At 38.6% G+C, this 19,535-nt stretch carries 17 protein-coding genes; 14 read left to right on the top strand and 3 right to left on the bottom strand.

Going from position 1 to position 19,535, the window contains the following annotated elements; all coding sequences use genetic code 11:
- Positions 1–3 precede the first annotated feature (3 nt).
- The 3 genes from PREBIDRAFT_RS06680 to PREBIDRAFT_RS06670 are packed head-to-tail and all read left to right on the top strand — an operon-like array spanning position 4 to position 3,776.
- Positions 4–1,356 (top strand): DUF6080 domain-containing protein, encoded by a 1,353-nt coding sequence (locus tag PREBIDRAFT_RS06680; RefSeq protein ID WP_004335900.1) that lies wholly within the window; start codon positions 4–6, stop codon positions 1,354–1,356.
- Complete coding sequence (locus tag PREBIDRAFT_RS06675; protein ID WP_004335901.1) at positions 1,353–2,783, top strand: DUF6080 domain-containing protein; 1,431 nt, start codon at positions 1,353–1,355, stop codon at positions 2,781–2,783. Before PREBIDRAFT_RS06680 ends, PREBIDRAFT_RS06675 begins: the two co-directional genes overlap by 4 nt.
- A 12-nt stretch (positions 2,784–2,795) precedes the next feature.
- A complete protein-coding gene (locus PREBIDRAFT_RS06670; RefSeq protein ID WP_004335902.1) occupies positions 2,796–3,776 on the top strand; it encodes a glycosyltransferase in 981 nt (326 codons plus the stop codon).
- Here the strand turns inward: PREBIDRAFT_RS06670 and PREBIDRAFT_RS06665 are convergent.
- Complete coding sequence (locus PREBIDRAFT_RS06665) at positions 3,749–5,194, bottom strand: lipopolysaccharide biosynthesis protein (protein ID WP_004335903.1); 1,446 nt, start codon at positions 5,192–5,194, stop codon at positions 3,749–3,751. The genes PREBIDRAFT_RS06670 and PREBIDRAFT_RS06665 overlap by 28 nt on opposite strands.
- A gap of 191 nt (positions 5,195–5,385) precedes the next feature.
- On the opposite strand from PREBIDRAFT_RS06665, the gene PREBIDRAFT_RS06660 reads away from it, so the two are divergent.
- From PREBIDRAFT_RS06660 to PREBIDRAFT_RS06605, 11 genes are all read left to right on the top strand, one after another.
- Entirely contained in the window at positions 5,386–6,219 is an 834-nt protein-coding gene (locus PREBIDRAFT_RS06660) for a LicD family protein (protein WP_004335904.1), read from the top strand.
- 39 nt (positions 6,220–6,258) lie between these two features.
- Positions 6,259–6,978 (top strand): IspD/TarI family cytidylyltransferase, encoded by a 720-nt coding sequence (locus PREBIDRAFT_RS06655; protein ID WP_004335905.1) that lies wholly within the window; start codon positions 6,259–6,261, stop codon positions 6,976–6,978.
- Between the two features lies 1 nt (position 6,979).
- Positions 6,980–8,020 carry an NAD-dependent epimerase/dehydratase family protein gene (locus PREBIDRAFT_RS06650; RefSeq protein ID WP_004339537.1) on the top strand — a complete coding sequence of 347 codons (1,041 nt, stop codon included), beginning with the start codon at positions 6,980–6,982 and terminating at the stop codon, positions 8,018–8,020.
- Complete coding sequence (locus tag PREBIDRAFT_RS06645) at positions 8,020–8,919, top strand: hypothetical protein (RefSeq protein ID WP_004335907.1); 900 nt, start codon at positions 8,020–8,022, stop codon at positions 8,917–8,919. Before PREBIDRAFT_RS06650 ends, PREBIDRAFT_RS06645 begins: the two co-directional genes overlap by 1 nt.
- Before the next feature lie 137 nt (positions 8,920–9,056).
- Positions 9,057–9,506, top strand: coding sequence for a thioredoxin-dependent thiol peroxidase (bcp, locus tag PREBIDRAFT_RS06640; protein WP_004339534.1), 450 nt, complete (start codon positions 9,057–9,059; stop codon positions 9,504–9,506).
- 54 nt (positions 9,507–9,560) lie between these two features.
- Positions 9,561–10,352, top strand: coding sequence for a TIGR02757 family protein (locus PREBIDRAFT_RS06635; protein WP_004335909.1), 792 nt, complete (start codon positions 9,561–9,563; stop codon positions 10,350–10,352).
- A 46-nt stretch (positions 10,353–10,398) separates the two neighbouring features.
- Positions 10,399–11,325: a helix-turn-helix transcriptional regulator gene (locus PREBIDRAFT_RS06630; protein WP_004335910.1), complete on the top strand. Its 927-nt coding sequence runs from the start codon at positions 10,399–10,401 to the stop codon at positions 11,323–11,325.
- Positions 11,326–11,434: 109 nt separating this feature from the next.
- Positions 11,435–12,712 carry an SGNH/GDSL hydrolase family protein gene (locus tag PREBIDRAFT_RS06625; RefSeq protein WP_004335911.1) on the top strand — a complete coding sequence of 426 codons (1,278 nt, stop codon included), beginning with the start codon at positions 11,435–11,437 and terminating at the stop codon, positions 12,710–12,712.
- Positions 12,713–13,460: 748 nt separating this feature from the next.
- Positions 13,461–14,978 (top strand): 2,3-bisphosphoglycerate-independent phosphoglycerate mutase, encoded by a 1,518-nt coding sequence (gpmI, locus tag PREBIDRAFT_RS06615; protein WP_004337482.1) that lies wholly within the window; start codon positions 13,461–13,463, stop codon positions 14,976–14,978.
- Between the two features lie 74 nt (positions 14,979–15,052).
- Positions 15,053–15,718, top strand: a complete 666-nt coding sequence (gene ung, locus PREBIDRAFT_RS06610) for a uracil-DNA glycosylase (protein ID WP_004339530.1) — start codon at positions 15,053–15,055, stop codon at positions 15,716–15,718.
- A complete protein-coding gene (locus PREBIDRAFT_RS06605) occupies positions 15,718–16,311 on the top strand; it encodes a DUF3109 family protein (protein WP_004337480.1) in 594 nt (197 codons plus the stop codon). Before ung ends, PREBIDRAFT_RS06605 begins: the two co-directional genes overlap by 1 nt.
- A 156-nt stretch (positions 16,312–16,467) precedes the next feature.
- Here the strand turns inward: PREBIDRAFT_RS06605 and PREBIDRAFT_RS06600 are convergent, their stop codons facing one another.
- Positions 16,468–17,346 (bottom strand): AraC family transcriptional regulator, encoded by an 879-nt coding sequence (locus PREBIDRAFT_RS06600; RefSeq protein WP_004337479.1) that lies wholly within the window; start codon positions 17,344–17,346, stop codon positions 16,468–16,470.
- A 130-nt stretch (positions 17,347–17,476) separates the two neighbouring features.
- The gene (gene gyrB / locus PREBIDRAFT_RS06595) at positions 17,477–19,447 is read right to left on the bottom strand and encodes a DNA topoisomerase (ATP-hydrolyzing) subunit B (RefSeq protein ID WP_004337478.1); all 1,971 of its coding nucleotides are present in this window, start codon (positions 19,445–19,447) and stop codon (positions 17,477–17,479) included.
- Positions 19,448–19,535 lie beyond the last annotated feature (88 nt).

Raw genomic sequence — 19,535 nt, 5'->3', positions numbered from 1 at the left:
ATAATGTCTGCACTAGGAATTTTTAAGATAAAAAAAGAAGAGCGTTGGTTAGCTTTCGCCCTATTATTGGTATTTGTGAGCTTCAATGCGATGCTCATTTATAGCCATTATGGTGTCTATACAATGGGAGCACATGGTGGTTTTTGGTCATTATTCACTAAAAACTTCCGTATGTCAGGTTATGACAACTGGTCGTGGATTACTATTTCGGGGATGCGTATCCACTTTGAAACGATCCGACATCCACTTTATCTCACCTTCTTAATGCCACTCTTTCTTATCAACTCGTGGCTAATTGATAATTTAGGATACAACTTTGCGGTATATTTTATGGCTGTAATTCTTATTTTCTCTGCCCTTTATGCTGCTATTTTTATGTATAGAGTATTCCGAGAAGTGATGGAATTAAAGCAAAGTCAAGCTACCCTTCTTACCTTATTCCTCTTTTCGTTTGCCCATATTTTATTACCAACAATGGTACCCGACCATTTCATTATCTCAATGATGTTCCTTGCAATGACACTCTATATTGTAGGTATCAAGATGAAGAAGGGGGTACATCTAAAGGCGTGGCAATCGTTCGTACTATTATTCTTCACCACAGGTATGGCAACATCTAATGCTGCTAAGACGATGTTGGCAGGACTGTTCACCAATGGTTGGAAAGGATTTTTTAGCAAAAAGTTCCTTTTCATCGGTATTATCTTACCTTTTTTATCCCTCATCGGTATTCGTCAATACCAATATTATACCCTTGAAGTGCCACAAAAGGAAGTGATAAAAGGTATCGTAGATAAGAAAATGAAGAAAGATGCGGCTAAGACAACGGCTCATTTCAATGCTCGAAATAAATGGATGAAAGAACATACGGGTAAGCCTGCCGGTGATGGTCCTATCACAAAAATGATGGATATATCGACTCCTCGTATAAAAACATTGGTAGAAAATGTTTTTGGCGAGTCGATTATCTTACATAAACACTACTTGCTGAAAGATGTTTCGTGGGATCGTCCCATCTTCGTTGCTTATACCCATTGGTATAAATATGTCATTGAAGCCACCATAGTATTGCTCTTTATAGCAGGTATCTTTGTGGCACGACGTGAGAAATTCTTCCAAATGCTCTTGGCTTGGTTAGCTTGCGATGTTACACTTCATCTTATTCTAGGCTTCGGTATCAATGAAGTGTATATTATGACTGCAGGTTGGGCTTTCATCATTCCTATTGCTATTGGATTTTTATTACGTAAACTTTCCACAAAGTATGCTTACTTTTTAAATTTTCTACTAATACTTTTTACCGTATATCTAGCGATATATAATGGTGGAAACATTGCTCAATATCTACTATTATGAAACTAAAAGAAATATTCACCATTCGTAGAGAAGAAAAGTTTCCTGTATTACTCTTCTTCCTATGGCAACTCACCTTGCAAATAATGGTGATTGCTAAATACTATAATGTATTTTCACAGATAAGAAAAGAGTATAATAAGATAATATTAGATACTTTTGGCATTTCGGGCTTTGATCCGCTAACATGTGTTGTAGTTTCCGATTGGCGTTTGTCTTACGATATTGTGCGCCACCCCTTACTTGCACCATTCTATTATCCGCTCTATCTTGTCAATAAGGGATTGATGCTCCTCACGGGTGTCAACTGTATGCATCCACTCATTGCTATCGTTCTGCTTTTCTGTTCGGTGTTTGGTTTCATCTTCCTTATACGTATAGGGCGAGAAGTGATAAAGCTATCGCAAGGGGAGGCGGTAATACTTGCTACTATGTTCTATGCTTTTGCCTACGTACTTTTAGCCTCTATTTCGCCCGATCATTTCATCATCTCTGCTTTCTTGTTACTACTCACTTTATACATTAGTGGGTTAAAGATAGAAACAAAAACACAATTTAGTAAACGTACTACTATTTTGCTTTTTATCATTACTGCAGGAACTACGCTTAATAACGGATTGAAGATTTTTATGGCAAACTTTATGTGCAATAGAAAGCGTTTCTTCCGACCAGCTAATCTAATCTTAGCTATTCTCCTGCCAGGAGCATTAATGTTATACTTCGGGAAATGGGAAGATAACACCTTTCGCGAGCCACAAAGGAAAGAAAGAAGACAGAAAGAACGAAAATTCCGTGCAAAAGAAAGGGCACAGATGCTTGCCATTTTCCGCGATACTACACAAATAAGGGATACCGCAGAGCAATCAAAAGTATTTCAAAAGATATGGATTGACCATCGTAAAGCACAAATAGCTAAGAAGAATAAAAAACCAGTCTTTGCACATGCAGGCAAGCCTATTACAAAAAAGTTTTTCCTTAGCTGGAGTGATATATCAACGCCACGTATTCCTTCTATCGTAGAAAACCTTTTTGGCGAAGGATTACAACTTCATCAAAAGAACACTTTACAAGATGTATTGCGTAGTCGTCCTATTATTGTTCAATACTCTGCTACCTATAATTATATTGTAGAGGGAGTTCTTTTCTTACTCTTCGTTGCAGGTATTTGGGCTGGCAGACGCAAACGTTTTTTATGGCTTGTACTATCGTTCTTTGCACTGGATATGGTGCTTCATCTCGGATTAGGCTTCGGACTCAATGAAGTTTATATTATGACAGCCCATTGGGCTTATGCTATCCCTATTGCTATAGGTTATTTGCTTTGTACGCTTAGGGGTAAAACACGCAAGAGAGTAACGATCCTTGTAGCAGGTCTGACAGCTTACCTACTCGTGTATAACACCACGCTCTTTGTTTCTCACTTCTTATAACCCTTCTTTCCTATGTCAGCAACCGTATCTATTGTTATCTGCACCTATAACGGAGCTAAGTATTTGCGAGAACAGCTTGATTCTATTTTTGCACAAACTTACCCTTTGTATGAAGTCATTGTGCAAGACGATGGATCGACTGATGAAACATGGGACATACTAAAAGAATATGACAACATATTCCCTCAGATGCGCACTTTTCATAACATGGGTGCACATGGGGTAAACGCTAATTTCCTTTCAGCTATGCAACGTGCCACAGGGGAATACATTGCCATTGCCGATCAAGATGATATTTGGGAGAAAGATAAGATAGCCTCACAAATGGAAGCTATAGGAAACAAGTTGCTATGTAGTGGACATAGCCGACCATTTTCTACCGATGGATCCTTTGCTCATTTCGATAATCGCCCTAGAAACGTAAGCATCTTTCGTATGCTCTTTCTATGTTTGCCGGGACATACCTTGCTTTTTAAGCGTGAGCTTCTTGCAATGCTTCCACCACTTCATCACCCTTTTTATCGTATTTCGTTATACGATGCAGCCCTATCTATCACAGCTAGTGCGCACAATAGTATCGTATTTATTGATAAAATACTGGTCAACTTCCGCCGTCATGCCGAAGCTAGCACCTATACTGATTATAGTAAGAGCTTGCCTTCATGGCGTAATGCGCTTACAGAACTAGTATGGGGCTTAAAGCATTATCATGAAACACGTGAAGTGGCAATCCCTATTTATGAAGGAAAATTAGCCTTACTAAACTACTTTAAAGACATAAAAACACAAGATTTCATCGATGCAAAACGCATGATGCTACTAGAATGTAAAAGTGATATAATAAGTTTAATACACCTTCAATACTTGTTTATGAAGCATGCTAAACAACTATTCCATACTTCTAATGGAGGAATTACTAAACAGATACGTGCTATTCTCTATCCTTTTATGCAACTATACATGTATCACGATGCTCTCTTACGTAAAAAATAAGCCATACATTCGTTAAGTATCTGTGATCCTAAAAGCTTCATTATCACAAAATAAAGTACACCTGCCATAAGAATGCGTGCCACTAATAATATGACAAGGTTGGTAATAAAGCTAGTTACAAAATAAGTAAAGATCATAATTCCTAGCGAAATCAAGAAATAAGGCATAATATCTTTCATAACATCAAGAAGGCGAATGCCTATTTCTTTATGGGCAAAATATTGCCAAACAAAGAGCCATAACACCGTTGCAAAGGTGTATATGCTCACCATTATCACAATACCATAGCGGAAACAAGCCAAGACTGTTGCTAGTTGAACAAGGATTAGCGCAATTGTACACCACATATAGATAGCCGACTTCCCTCTACTCACTATCAAATTCTGATACATTGTATAGAAAGGCAAGAAGGCACCACTCACACAAAGGATACGCAACAAAGGAATACTATCTACCCATTTGGCTGAAATTAAAAGCATAATAAACTCATTAGCTATCATTGCCAATCCAAACATTGCGGGAAAAGCTAAAAAGGCTGTGAAGCGAAGCATCTTGCGAAAGACCTGAAGCTGACGATCTTTATCTTTGTTTACTTCCACCAATATAGGTTGAGCCACCATTGCAATAGTACCAGACACAAAGGTACTTGCCATCGTATCCCACTTAAAAGCTTGTGAAAAGTTGCCCACCGACTTTGCCGAATAGCAACGCCCAAAGATAAATGTTAGGAGATTTTGGCTTAAAGCGTTGACCACCGTTGTAAGCAAAATCTTATAACTAAAGGAAAACATCTGCTTAATAGGATCAAAATCTATCTTCAGGGTTGGGCGCCATGGTATGATAAAAAACCTACCAATACTCATCAAAGCAATGAACAAGAATTGTTGCCATGCCAAACTCCAATAAGCATATCCCTGAAAAGCAAGTATTATTCCCACAATACCTGAAACAAAAAGTGAAAGAATACGCAAAATAGTAGTTTCCCTCACTATCATATTTTTAAATAAATAGGCTGTAGGAGCAGTACCCAATGCAGAGAAAAGCAAAGAAGCAAAGAGGAAGCGAGATAAAAGGATAAGTTCAGGATGATGGAAGAAGTTGGCTATCAAAGGGGCTGCAAAGAAGAGCAAAGCGTATGAACAGCAACTCACTAAAGTGCTAAACCAAAACACTGCATTGTAATCTTTATCCGAGGGATTCTCCATATTAGCCAAAGCAGATGTGAAACCACTTTCTTGCAAAGCACCTGCCACAGCAGTGAAAACAGCAAGCATACCCACCAATCCATAATCGGCAGGTGATAATAATCGAGCTAGGAAAATACCAATAACAGCATTCAGAACCTGCATCGTACCATTATTAAGCGCTCCCCAAAACAAGCCCTTTGCTGTTTTTTCCTTTAGTGTTTCTTTCTCCATTATAACTATAACACAAACTTTTATATTTGCCTTTGCGTAAGTTTACAAAAGTACGATAAAACGAAAGAAAAGCCAAATGAAAACAGACCTAATAAGAACTATTATTAAAATACCCCTTAAAAGATTAATCTCTTTTCCTTTGCTCATCCACCATTTAATATTATTTTTGCAATAACAAAGGAAAAACAGTGATGATAACAACTTTCAATACAGGCGAAACACAAGCATCTTTGCGTGAGGAATACAATCCTGACGGATCAGTTTTACGACGCGCACAGCTACGTTTACTTGATATGGCTATCTACCTCCAGCAAACAGCAAAGGAGATAGGCATACCATGCCGATTAGATGGTGGCAATGTGTTAGGAGCTTTGCGCCACCAAGGATTTATTCCTTGGGATGACGACATAGACTTTGTTGTACACCAAAAGGACTTCAAACGCCTTTGCGACTACCTTAAAGCACACCCGCATCCACAATTTATATTGCAAGATAACAGCACCGATGCAGGCTTTTATAAGGAATGGGCATGCTTACGCGACTTAAAAACTGAAAACCGAAGCCACGACGAAGGCGAGAGCGAGGATCGTAGAATGCACGAAGCACAGAAATTTCGCGGCTTACACATTGACATTTTTCCTTACGAGGGATATATGATACCTTGGCTACAACGCTTTGCTGCAAAGTTGTCGGTGAATGTCAACTTAAAGTTTGCTGGTAAGCACCCACACTTAGCACAATTAGGCTATAAAACACTTCACAACATTATCTTCCCGCTATTTCGTAACTTTGGAAAAATGTTTGGCGATCCAACCAACTACATGCACTCCTATGGTGCTTGGTTTTACGAGCAAAACCCAGAACGTATTATGTTTCCACATAAAGATATAATGTTTGAAGGGCATATCTTTGAAGGTCCTGCCAATCCTGAAGAAATATGTCGTATTGCCTATGGCAACTATATGAACCTACCGCCAAAAGATAAACGCGACAGGCATAAAATAGATGTAGTTTTTCTCGATTAAATCGATATTTTTTTTATTATTCATCTTAGTTTTCAAGTTATGAATATAGCAGTAATCTTCGCTGGTGGATCTGGTCAGCGCATGCACACACAAGGAAAGCCAAAACAATTCCTTGAACTAAATGGTAAACCCATTATCATTTATACCCTCGAACTCTTCGATAATCACCCAATGATAGATGCTATTGTGGTATCGTGCATTGAGGACTGGATACCATTCTTGGAAAAAATGATCCGCAAATTCGAGATTAATAAAGTGGTAAAGATTGTTCATGGAGGAAAAACGGGACAAGATTCTATCTATAATGGTCTTTGTGCTGCAGAAGAATATGCCCATGACGACAAGTCTATAGTGCTAATCCACGATGGTGTTCGCCCTCTCATCACCACTACAACAATTACCGATAATATCAATAAGGTAGCAGAGTGTGGTAGTTGTATCACCTGTGTACCTGCCACAGAAACCTTTATTGTACGACAAGAAGACAAAACTTTGCGCATTCCTTCCCGCGAAAATTCGCTCATTGCACGCGCTCCACAAAGTTTTCTTTTAGGCGATATAATGGAGGTTCATCGCAAGGCTAGAGCTGAAGAAAAGCACGATTTCATCGATTCTTGTACCATTATGAGCCACTATGGAAAGATATTAGGGACTATTATTGGACCGATGGAAAATATTAAGATCACAACGCCTACCGACTTCTTTGTGCTTCGTGCTATGATCGCAGTACGAGAAGATCAGCAAATATTTGGATTTTAAGATGAATACGGTATTAACTCAAGATATTAAACAGTTTGCGGATAACTTTCCGCTCAAAGACAAACTTCGCAACCAAACAATAGCTATTACTGGTGCAACAGGTCTGTTAGGTTCGTGTATGACGCGGTGTTTGCTTATGCTCAATCGTAAACACCAACTCAAACTACGTGTTATTGCCATAGTGCGCAATGCGGAAAAAGCACGTCAGATGTTTGGCGAAGAAACGAAATCGTTTGGTATTCTCACTTACGACTTTGCGCAACATGTTCCCTTTGATGCGCCCGAGCATATAGATTCCCTCATCCATTTTGCTGCTCCTACTGCTTCAAAAGCTTTTGTCGAACAACCTATTGAAACGATGAATACGGTGTTTTTTGGCACTAACTCCTTACTCGATTATGCTCGAAAAACCCATTTGTCATCATTTGTTTTAGCTTCTACGCTGGAGGTTTATGGCACTATTTACGACGATTCCAACGCCCTAACAGAGGAAAAGCAAGGCTATCTTGACCCAATGGCCACACGAAGTAGTTATCCTTTAGCAAAAAGAGCTGCTGAAGCTCTCTGCCACAACTATGCTTCGGAATATGGAGTGAGTGCAAAGGTAGCACGATTAGCACAAACCTTTGGTGCTGGCGTGGCAATAGAAGATAACCGCGTGTTTGCCCAATTTGCCAAAGCGGTGATTAAGCAGCAAGATATAACACTGAACACAACGGGCGAATTAAGCCGAAGTTATTGCTATACAACCGATGCTGTATCAGCAATGTTATACATAATGCTACGTGGAGAAGCAGGAGAAGCATATAACGTAGCCAACGAAAAGAGCTATATATCAATATGCGATATGGCAAAAATGGTACTCCATCGCTTCTATCCACAAGGCAAACTCATCTTTAACCTACAAGAGGGACTAGGCTTTTCGCCAACAACAAAACTTCGCCTATCAACAACGAAGATAGAACACTTGGGCTGGCAAGCTACATTTAGCCTTGAAGAGATGTTTGATCGCTTAATTAAACATTTAAAAGAATCGATGTAATGGGTATTTTTAGAAGAATATACAATAGCTTTTTTCATACATATACCACACGAGACCTAAGCCAATGGGAACATTTTCCAGAGACAAAAATGCCCATTTATGGTGTATATCACGTTATGATGGATATTGGATGGGAACCCGTTGTTGCAGCACAAATTACGACTTTAAAAGAAAGTGGACTACTTGATGCGACAAAGAAGCTTTATCTTAGTTGTGTAACTAACAATGAGGCTAGCATCGAACACTTAAAAGATATGATAGGAAGTGATAAAGTAGAGATTATCGCACAACATCAAGACCCTACATGTTACGAATATCCAGCCCTTGAATTTATCAAGCAATTAAGCGAAAAAGAGAATGCTTTGGTATATTACTTCCACACAAAAGGCATAACCTACCAATCACTTACTAGCAAAGATAAACGCTTCCTTGCTTTCAAGCGCAAGATAGAGGCTTGGAGAGAACTCTTAGAATACTTCATATTTACTAAATGGAAAGTAGCAGTAAACACGCTATCCAACGGCTACGATACCTATGGCTGCTATCGCTGGCCTCCTAAAAACTATAAGATGTATAGTGGAAGTTTCTGGTGGGCGCGTACCGATTTTGTAAGAACACTGCCCAACTTTGATCCAAATATTATCTCAAACGACCGCTTCTACTCGGAAATATGGCTTTTTCAAAAACCTAATCGCCAGTTTTCTGCTTTCGATTCCATTGTCGATTTCTATTTTGTATATGTGCCGCACAGCATCTACACAGAAGGGAAAACACTGTTTATAGATCGCTTCAAGTTTGTGATTACCTATAATTTCCGCAAGATAGAAAAACATATCTTTGGATATAACTATAAGAAAGTAAACCAAAAACGGTTCCAAAAGTTGAAAGAAAAAATCTAAAAACACCCCTATATTATAAGCCTCTAGGAAAAGTCCTAAAGGCTTTTTTTTAGCTAAAATAACAAGTAGAATGTGCCATTTATAGTAATAAATTGTATCTTTGTAACGTAAACGATAAATATATAAATAAAAAAATGATGAACATTGGAGACAAAGCACCTGAGGTTCTAGGAACCGATCAGAATGGAAAAGAAATAAAGGTAAGCGACTATAAAGGTAAGAAGATAGTGCTATACTTTTATCCAAAAGATTCTACCCCTGGCTGTACAAGCCAAGCATGTAACTTGCGCGACAACTATAGTGAATTACAACGTCAAGGCTATGTGGTCATAGGGGCGAGTATTCAAGACGAGAAATCGCACAAACGCTTTATTGAAAAAAATAATCTTCCTTTCCCTATCATTGCCGACAAGGATTTGAAGCTAGTGGAAACATTCGGCGTTTATGGTGAGAAAAAAATGTGTGGACGCACCTATATGGGAACTTTCCGCACCACCTTCATCATCAACGAAGAAGGTATTATTGAGCGCATCCTTAACCCTAAAGAAATAAAAGTAAAGGAACACGCTGCTCAGATTTTAGGTTAATAGCCTTAAATAGCAAGTCCTTCCTACGGGAAGGACTATCCAATAATACCTCTCATGCAAAAAACCACGATAAGACTGTCGGCAAACATACGACAAGAGCTACAACTATTGTCAGAAAAGTACGAAACCATCGAGTTTCTACAAGGCGACCCTGCGTGGTTTATGCATCAGGTTATAGGCGAAAAAAATCAAGAAACAATAGCTTTTATAGCCTCTTGCTTGAGCTATGGCAACCGCAAAGCATTCTTTCCAAAGCTACAGAATATTTTAGCTTTTACAAACGGTGAACCTTATAACTGGGTAAAAAAGGGACTATTTCTCAATAACATTCCCGACGATACAAACAGCTTTTACCGCTTGTATTCTAACAAAATGATGCGCAACTTTCTTGCTTCTTTACAAAAAATGCTCATCAAACACAATAGCATAAAGGAATATATCCAGCAATATTCCAAAACAAAAACTACTATATCTCCCCATAAAATAGACACTATTCTTGCTGTAGAAGCACTATGCCAATACTTCTCAGCACAAGGATTTATGGGAATAGTCCCCAAGGACACATCCTCTTCATGCAAGCGAGTATGTATGTTTCTGCGCTGGATGGTACGCGATCACTCCCCTGTTGATATTGGAATTTGGGGCGATTTCATCGATAAAAAAACGCTCATCATTCCTCTCGACACTCACGTCCTACAACAATCTATGCGCTTAGGCATTAATAAAAGTAAGACTACATCTATGACTACTGCGCGCAACATAACAGCACAACTTCGTAAGGTATTCCCTAACGATCCCCTTAAAGGCGACTTTGCTCTCTTTGGATATGGTATCAATGCCCAATAAAAAAAGATAAAAATAATCCCTCCTAACCAACCTTTTACCAAAGCCTATGAGACTTGATAAACTAAAGAACCAATTGGATCTTATTCTCCTGCTAGTCGATAACAGAGACTTTACCATTGACGAACTTTGCAATAAGATAGATATTTCTAGGCGCAACCTTTATTATTTAATAGATTTTCTTAAACATGCAGGCTTCACACTCTATAAGCGCAAAGGCTGTTATCACATTGATTATCATTCACCGTTTATCGCTAACTTGCTGCACAGCGTGCAGTTTACTGATAATGAGATACGTGCTATCTACGATGTACTCAACCTCTCGGGCATAAACAACGAAACCATCAACCACTTACGCCACCGCCTTGATAATGCTTATAACCTATCAAGTACTAACAACACCACTATTCGCAAGCAGATTGATAATAATCTTAAAATTATCATACAAGCTATGAAAGAAAAGAAGCTGGTTACTATTTTAGGATATTCTAGCCCAAATAGTAGTACGGTGCGCGATCGTATCGTAGAACCCTTCTTCCTGATGAATAACAATCAAGATGTGCGATGTTATGAACTCCGATCAAAGATGAACAAAACCTTTAAAGTGGCTAGAATGAAAGGGGTGGAGCTACTAGATACTCCATGGCTATGCGAAGAAATGCACAAAGAAATATTTACCGACATCTTTATGTTTAGTAGTGAAGAACGCCATCTAGTTACTTTACGCATGGGCAGATTAGCTTTCAATCTTTTTATGGAAGAATATCCCCAAGGTGGACGATTTATCGAAAAAGAAGATGAGAGCCATTGGCGGCTAACCCTCGAAGTATGCGACTATCGTGGCATTGGACGCTTTGTATTAGGATTAAGCAAAGATATAGAAATACTTGGAAACGACGAATTTATTAAGTATATACGTGAAGAAATCATGCAAATGGAGCAAAACTTCTTTAGGGCTATAGATGAAAAGGAATAAATGACACTATGCTGTTATTATACCTAAAGATTGTTAAGTACACCAAACCACGAAAATAAAAATAATACTTTTGCACTACATTTAGAAAAAAAAAGAAATTAGAACAAAAATGCTTTATAGAAAGTTTTTAACGGTATTATTGCTATGTATAACAATTGCTAGCTATGCACAACAAAAAGCAAGATGGATAGGAACATGGGCTTGCGCACAACAACCTGTTGATAAACATTTTATGCCCTACAATAACCAAATGACAAATAGATCGGTGCGCCAAATTGTAAAGGTAAGCATTGGTGGTAGGCTTATACGGCTACTACTGAGCAACGAATTGTCGGCTGAACCTTTAGAAATAACAAGTATCTACGTAGCAAAAGCAAAAGAAGAATACAAAATAGAGCCACTGACAGCTCGTTACTTCTCGTTTCATGGAAAAAAAGGAGTGCATATAGCAGCAGGCAGAGCTATTTTTACAGATGCTTTAAAGTTTGATCTGAAACCATTAGAAAAACTTTCTATTACCATTAATTATCGTAAGGCTCCCAAGAGCCCTACTGTACACATGGGATCACGCACCACATCATATATCCTTAAAGGCACTTCTAACCCGATGACCAACTTTGCTTCAGCCTTAAAGGAGAATCATTGGTTCAATATCTCATCTATAGAAGTATATGATAAAGATGTGGCTGCCATAGCCATTCTTGGCAATAGCATCACCGATGGCAAGGGAAGTACTATCAATGCACAAGATCGTTGGCCCGATAGAATGTCGGAAACACTCAACAATACTAAAGAATACAATCTGCTAAAATCGGGAAGAATGGGGATCCTCAACCTAGGTATAGGCAATAATCGCATACTCTCTGTAGGGCTAGGAATACCCGGAAAAGACCGATTTAATCGAGATATTTTGACACAACATGGGTTATCTTCCGTTATTATCTTCGAAGCTATCAATGATATTGGTACATCTAAAAATCCCGAAGAAACAGCTCAACTACTCATAAGAGAATATGAAAAGATGATCATAAAAGTGCATGAGCGTGGCTTAAAGGTATATGGTGGAACGATAACTCCCTTCAAAGGTTGCAAAGGATATTACACAGAGGAGCGAGAAAAGTGTCGTAAAACGGTAAACGAGTGGATAAGAAGCAGTGGAAAATACGATGGAATCATCGATTTTGACCAACTCCTTTGCGATCCAGCCTCACCAGAACAGCTCCGCAAGGATCTCCACATAGGCGATTGGCTTCACCCCAATGCCGCAGGATATAAGCTAATGGGCGAATATGCTGCTAAGAAAATATTACAGTTTGAGGAGAACAAAAAGACGGAAGTAACACACATAAAAAAAATAAAAGATAAGCCCTTATTAAGCAATAGATAATGTTTTGATAGATAAAAGATAAGCTATTAAAAGGTAAAACATATTCTTTTGGCTAGAAAAATAATTTATTTTTATACTATTTTTAATTTATTTTTGTGTTAAAAATAAATTATTTTTCGCATCAAAAGATAAACTTTTGATATACAATAGGTTATCGTTTACAAATTAAAATATTATATTTTACTCCTAGGAAGCTTATATTATGATAATATTCCCATTTACATTCTCTCCTAAAAATCCACTGAAAGCTAAACAAAAACAACGTATATAAATCGTGGTTAACAGCTATAGAAAGTTATCTAGCAGCTTTATAATTCCTTTGGTTATAAGTAAATCCTTAATGTATATGATACGATATAAGACAAGAAAAAGAAAGCCTTCGATCTTTCAAAATATGAATGTTTCCTTTGCCATATTATGCCTTTTCAGTAACTTTGCATAAGATAGGTTGCACTCGGCAATTTACAAGTAAACTTGTATTGCCCTCATTGGCACTATCTTTGCATAAGATAGGCTGCACTCGGCAATTTACAAGTAAACTTGTATTGCCCTCATTGGCACTATCTTTGCATAAGATAGGCTGCACTCGGCAATTTACAAGTAAACTTATATTGCCCTCGTTGGCACTATCTTTGCATAAGATAGGCTGCACTCGGCAATTTACAAGTAAACTTGTATTGCCCTCGTTGGCACTATCTTTGTACACACAACAACATAGAGGTTTAAAACAAAAAATAGAAAAAGAATTATGGCAAAGAAAGCTTTATTGATGATCCTAGATGGTTGGGGTAACGGCTTGCATGGCAAGGGCGATGTTATTTATAATACTCCAACTCCTTATCTCGATTATTTAAACGCAGTTAGCGCACATTCAGAGCTACAAGCTTCAGGCGAAAACGTTGGTTTACCTAACGGACAGATGGGTAACTCAGAGGTGGGACACTTGAATATTGGCGCTGGTCGTGTAGTTTATCAGGATCTCGTAAAGATCAATAAGGCATGCGAGAGCGGTGAAATCTTGAAAAATCAAGAAATTATTAACGCTTATAGCTATGCACAAAAGACAGGTAAGAAGCTCCATTTGATGGGTCTTACTTCTACAGGTGGTGTTCACTCTTCAATGGATCACTTGTGTAAGTTGATCGAAATTGGCAAGGAATACGGTTTGAAAGATGTTTATGTACACTGCTTCATGGATGGTCGTGATACCGATCCAAAGAGCGGTGCTGGCTTTTTGGGTGATGTTCAGAAAGTTTGCGATGCGAATGGTGCCCACATAGCTTCTGTTATTGGTCGTTTCTACGCAATGGATCGCGATAAACGTTGGGATCGTGTGAAAGAAGCATACGACTTATTGACCGCTGCAAAAGGTAAGTCTGCTACCGATATGGTAAAGGCTGTAGAAGAAAGCTATGCAGAAGGTGTTACCGATGAGTTTATCAAAGCCATCACAAACAGTGGTGTGAATGGTAAGATAGAGGAAGGCGATGTAGTGATTTTCTTCAACTATCGTAACGACCGTGCAAAGGAATTGACACAGGTATTGAGCCAAACAGATATGGAAGCAGAGGGTATGAAAACCATTAAAGACTTGCAATACTACTGTATGACTCCATACGATGCTAGCTTCCAAAACGTTCACATTCTTTATCCAAAGGAGAATGTAACAAACACACTAGGCGAATACCTAAGCACTCTAGGCAAAAAGCAACTACATACCGCAGAGACGGAGAAATATGCTCACGTTACATTCTTCTTTAACGGTGGTCGCGAGCAACCATACGAGGGTGAAGATCGCATCTTGGTGCCTTCACCAAAGGTGGCTACTTACGACTTGAAGCCTGAAATGAGTGCTTACGAAGTAAAGGATAAACTGGTAGGAGCCATTAACACTCAGGAGTACGACTTTATCGTTGTCAACTTCGCTAATGGTGATATGGTAGGTCATACAGGTATCTACAACGCTATAGCAAAAGCTGTTTGTGCTGTGGACAACTGTGTAAAGGAAGTAATCGAAGCTGCTAAGGCTAACGATTACGAGGCTATTATCATTGCCGATCACGGTAATGCGGACAATGCTATCAATGAGGATGGTACGCCAAACACTGCTCACTCACTAAACCCAGTACCATTCATTTACGTTACAGACAACAATTCTGCAAAGGTTAAGAATGGTCGATTGGCTGACGTTGCTCCTTCTATCCTACACATTATGGGACTAGAACAACCAGCAGATATGACTGGTGAGAACCTAATTGAAGATTAATTTATGATTATAAGAACCCGCTTAGAGCTACGGCGCTGAGCGGGTTTATTATTTCTAATCTAACCTTTATGGCTATGGATGTTAAGATAGAACCGTCATGGAAAACTATTTTGAAAGAAGAGTTTTCAAAAGATTACTTCCTTAAATTAACAGTAAGCATTAAGCAAGAGTACGCTTCTCATACTTGTTATCCTCCAGGAAAGCTTATTTTTAATGCGTTTAATCTCTGTCCTTTTAATGAAGTGAAGGTGGTAATCATCGGACAAGATCCCTACCATGAACCTGAACAAGCAATGGGACTCAGCTTCTCTGTACCCGAAAAAACTACCATTCCACCGTCATTGGTAAACATCTATAAGGAAATTGCAGACGATCTTGGCAAGCCTATTCCTACTTCTGGAAACCTCACTAGGTGGGCAGAGCAAGGGGTTCTATTATTAAATGCTACCTTAACAGTACGCGCTCACGAAGCAAATAGTCATCAAAAACTAGGTTGGGGAATATTTACCGATGCGGTGATACAAGCATTAAGCAGAGAAAAAGATCATTTAGTATTTATGCTTTGGGGTGGTTTTGCTCGTTCGAAAAAAGTATTTATCGACACCACAAAACATTATGTACTAGAAAGTGTGCACCCTTCACCACTGTCGGCAAATCGTGGTGGATGGTTTGGACAGCACCAGTTTACACGCTGTAATCAGTATTTGGAGCAACAAGGAATAGTAAAAATAGACTGGTAATGGGTGAGAAGAAGTTTGATCAGATTGTAATGGTAGGCAATGTCTATGTTTCGCCCGACCTTTTTACCGTAAAGTTCTGTTGCGATTTAGATAAATGTCATGGAGTATGTTGCATTGAAGGACAGTCAGGAGCACCTATTACTCTCGATGAAATCATGGAAATCGAGAATGTAGTTGATGATATTTGGGGAAACCTTTCAGCATCAGGACAGGCTGTAATTGACAAACAGGGGGTGGCTTATACTGATATTGATGGCGATATTGTAACAAGTATTGTAAATGGAAAAGACTGTGTTTTCACTTGTTATGATAAGGGTTGTTGCCTCTGCTCACTAGAAAAAGCATTTAGGGCGGGGGTAACAGGGTTTGTTAAACCTATCTCTTGCGCGCTTTACCCCATTCGAGAGAAAGACTTTAAAAATGGTACTTTTGGCATTAACTATCATCATTGGGATATTTGTAAAGATGCTATAACCAAGGGAGAAGCACTAAACCTACCGTTATATAAGTTTCTTAAAGAACCTCTTACTAGGCGTTTCGGAGAGCAATGGTATAAAGAACTTTGCGCTGTTGCTGACCAAGTCTTGAAGTAAAACTTACCAATAAAGCACTAAAAAAGAAAAATGGTGATCATTCTTTTAAACGAATAATCACCATTTTTTATCGATTTCATCGAAGAAATACGCACATTCCTAGCCAAGAAACTTTGCTTTTTGCAAGAGATACTATGGAGTATGCTAAATATTCGATTAGCTTTTTCTAAATTTAGAAGGACTTATACCAACATGTTCACGGAAGTATTTACCCATAAAACTTTGGTTAGCAAAGTTTAGCTGATCAGAAATTTCCTTTACACTAAGATCACTTGAACGAAGAAGTACGCGCAATTCAAGAATTACATAGTAATCTATCCAATCACTCGGAGTACGTTTGCTAATCGATTTAACAACCTCGGAAAGATACTTTGAAGTAATATTAAGACTTTTTGCATACCATGCTACACGCCGTTCTGTTCTAAAATTGTCTTGAACACATTTGATAAATTCATTGAAAAGTATTTCTGCACGAGTCAATTTAGTAGTTGCTAAATGTTGAGCACTATAGATAATATTTCCAAAATCATAAATCATTGCACGCAAAAGACAAGCTATAAGCTCTCTCCGGAAAGGATGAGTATGATCAAATAAACGTTTTCTAGCACGCTTACAGTGCTCCAAAATGTCATCTATTTGCTCTAAAGTAATTCTGAATACAGGATGAGTACGTGAAAACAAAAACAGAGATGACAAGTTTGTCATACCACTAAGAATATAATGAAAGAAATCTAGCGAGACCATAAAGCCGAATCCTCGACAATCATCAGACAAGTGAACATCGCTTAAAACCTGACCTGAAGTTACTATAATTGCATCCCCTGCTTCAATATGTATGCTGTTAGTGTTAAGCTTATAATCAGCACTACCCTTTGTACATACAGCAAATAATACACTCTGAAAACGCACAAAGCCTTTAGGCATAGGAACATTAGACATTTCATCAAACAAGATGAACTCATCTTCTATATATCCTCCTCCCGCATACTTAGTCTTAGCACGCGAAACAGTTATCTCTTCAAAGGAATCAGTCATTATCTTATCAGCTTTAAAAATATAATCTCTAATTACAATTACTCCTATCAATTTATCACACTAAAAAGACTAAAATCCCTAACCATTATGCTGGAAAGGGACTTTAACGATTATATCTTAGTGCAAAATGTTAAGCATCAATATTTGCATAAGTTGCATTTTGCTCTATAAATTCACGGCGAGGCTCTACATCATCACCCATCAACATAGAGAACACCTCATCTGCATCAGCAGCATTTTCAATAGTAACCTGCTTCAAAAGACGTGTCTTTGGATCCATTGTTGTTTCCCAAAGTTGCTCCGGATTCATCTCACCCAAACCTTTATATCGCTGAGTATGGATCGTCTTTCCTTCCTCACCAGCACCATATTTATCAATAAATGCTTGACGTTGTTGCTCTGTATAGCAGTATTCACTTACCTTCTTATAGGTGCACTTATAGAGTGGTGGTGTAGCAATAAACAAGTGTCCTTGCTCTATAACCTTAGGCATATAACGATAGAATAGTGTCATAATAAGTGTGTCAATGTGTGAACCATCGACATCAGCATCAGTCATAATGATAATCTTATCGTATCTTAGCTTATCAATATTTGCTTCAAAATCTGAATCTTCCTCAACACCGAAGCGCACTCCAATAGACTGTATGATGTTCATCACTGACTCTGCCTCAAACACTCTGTGGCGTTGTACCTTTTCAACATTCAAAATTTTACCACGAAGAGGTAAGATAGCCTGTGTATAACGATCACGACCCTGCTTAGCAGAACCACCAGCAGAATCACCCTCCACTAGGAAAATTTCACAGTCTTTAGGATCCTTATTTGAGCAATCAGCCAACTTACCTGGCAGTCCTCCACCTGTCATTACATTCTTACGTTGCACACTTTCACGTGCCTTACGTGCAGCAATACGTGCAGTAGCAGCAAGAACAACCTTATTGCAAATCATCTTTGCTTCCGAAGGATGTTCTTCCAAATAAGCACTTAAAGCCTCTCCCACTGCCTGCTGAACAGCACCTGACACTTCACTATTACCGAGTTTTGTCTTTGTCTGACCCTCAAACTGCGGCTCAGCTACCTTTACAGAGATAACCGCAGTTAAGCCTTCACGGAAGTCTTCACCAGTGATTTCGATCTTAGCTTTCTCTATTTGCTTCGAAATCTGTGCATCATTGTCGGCATAAGTTTTCAAAGTACGTGTCAAAGCTGTACGGAAACCTTGTAAGTGAGTACCCCCTTCAATGGTATTAATGTTGTTTACATACGAGTGGATATTCTCAGTGTAATCAGTGTTATACATGATTGCTACCTCAATAGGCACACCTTGTTTTTCGCTCTTTAGATAGATAACATCATTAAATAAATGCTGACGATGACGATCAACATAGCGCACATATTCTTTTAATCCATCCTTAGCATGAAATATTTCTGTACGAGTTTTTCCTGTTTCTGGGTCAGGGCGAAGATCAATTAAAGTAATTTTAATACCTGCATTAAGATAAGCAAGCTCACGCATACGGCGTGCAACAACATCCCATTGAAAAACAGTTGTCGTAAAAATAGTACCATCAGGCCAGAACTGCTGACGTGTACCTGTCTTTTCTGTTTCGCCAACTACTTTTACAGGATATAGTGGCTTACCCTTTTCATATTCTTGCTGGTAGATCTTTCCTTCGCGGAACACTTGCGACATCATGTGCTTTGACAAGGCGTTAACGCAACTAACACCTACTCCATGCAAGCCACCACTAACCTTATACGACCCTTTATCAAATTTACCACCAGCATGAAGCACTGTCATTACAACTTCAAGTGCACTTTTGTGTAGCTTTTCATGCTCATCAACAGGAATACCACGACCATTGTCTTCTACAGTGATAGAGTTGTCCTCATTAATTGTTACTTCTATATCTGTACAATAGCCCGCCATAGCCTCATCAATAGAGTTATCTACGGTTTCATTGATCAAGTGATGAAGACCTTTCTCACTAATATCGCCAATATACATTGCAGGACGCTTACGAACTGCTTCTAAGCCTTCTAGCACCTGAATATTACTGGCGGAGTAATTGTTCTCGTGTTCTTGAATTTCTGCCATTTTTGTTAGATTGTTCTTTAATTCTAATATGCAAAGATACTATTTTTTTCTTAGGTAAAGAAGTATTTAGACTCTAAAAATACATAAA

The sequence above is a fragment of the Prevotella bivia DSM 20514 genome (genome assembly GCF_000262545.1).
Classification (GTDB): domain Bacteria; phylum Bacteroidota; class Bacteroidia; order Bacteroidales; family Bacteroidaceae; genus Prevotella; species Prevotella bivia.
The sequence above is the reverse complement of the archived record's forward strand: the minus strand, read 5'-3'. Positions and strand labels throughout refer to the sequence as shown.

Excerpts from the sequence above, each read along its gene's own strand:
- bcp (WP_004339534.1), top strand. The coding sequence starts at position 9,057 with ATGAACATTGGAGACAAAGCACCTGAGGTTCTAGGAACCGATCAGAAT.
- PREBIDRAFT_RS06675 (WP_004335901.1), top strand. The coding sequence starts at position 1,353 with ATGAAACTAAAAGAAATATTCACCATTCGTAGAGAAGAAAAGTTTCCT.
- PREBIDRAFT_RS06605 (WP_004337480.1), top strand. The coding sequence starts at position 15,718 with ATGGGTGAGAAGAAGTTTGATCAGATTGTAATGGTAGGCAATGTCTAT.
- PREBIDRAFT_RS06630 (WP_004335910.1), top strand. The coding sequence starts at position 10,399 with ATGAGACTTGATAAACTAAAGAACCAATTGGATCTTATTCTCCTGCTA.
- PREBIDRAFT_RS06680 (WP_004335900.1), top strand. The coding sequence starts at position 4 with ATGTCTGCACTAGGAATTTTTAAGATAAAAAAAGAAGAGCGTTGGTTA.
- gyrB (WP_004337478.1), bottom strand. The coding sequence starts at position 19,447 with ATGGCAGAAATTCAAGAACACGAGAACAATTACTCCGCCAGTAATATT.
- PREBIDRAFT_RS06655 (WP_004335905.1), top strand. The coding sequence starts at position 6,259 with ATGAATATAGCAGTAATCTTCGCTGGTGGATCTGGTCAGCGCATGCAC.
- ung (WP_004339530.1), top strand. The coding sequence starts at position 15,053 with ATGGATGTTAAGATAGAACCGTCATGGAAAACTATTTTGAAAGAAGAG.
- PREBIDRAFT_RS06650 (WP_004339537.1), top strand. The coding sequence starts at position 6,980 with ATGAATACGGTATTAACTCAAGATATTAAACAGTTTGCGGATAACTTT.
- PREBIDRAFT_RS06625 (WP_004335911.1), top strand. The coding sequence starts at position 11,435 with ATGCTTTATAGAAAGTTTTTAACGGTATTATTGCTATGTATAACAATT.
- PREBIDRAFT_RS06600 (WP_004337479.1), bottom strand. The coding sequence starts at position 17,346 with ATGACTGATTCCTTTGAAGAGATAACTGTTTCGCGTGCTAAGACTAAG.
- PREBIDRAFT_RS06665 (WP_004335903.1), bottom strand. The coding sequence starts at position 5,194 with ATGGAGAAAGAAACACTAAAGGAAAAAACAGCAAAGGGCTTGTTTTGG.
- PREBIDRAFT_RS06635 (WP_004335909.1), top strand. The coding sequence starts at position 9,561 with ATGCAAAAAACCACGATAAGACTGTCGGCAAACATACGACAAGAGCTA.
- PREBIDRAFT_RS06645 (WP_004335907.1), top strand. The coding sequence starts at position 8,020 with ATGGGTATTTTTAGAAGAATATACAATAGCTTTTTTCATACATATACC.
- PREBIDRAFT_RS06670 (WP_004335902.1), top strand. The coding sequence starts at position 2,796 with ATGTCAGCAACCGTATCTATTGTTATCTGCACCTATAACGGAGCTAAG.
- PREBIDRAFT_RS06660 (WP_004335904.1), top strand. The coding sequence starts at position 5,386 with ATGATAACAACTTTCAATACAGGCGAAACACAAGCATCTTTGCGTGAG.
- gpmI (WP_004337482.1), top strand. The coding sequence starts at position 13,461 with ATGGCAAAGAAAGCTTTATTGATGATCCTAGATGGTTGGGGTAACGGC.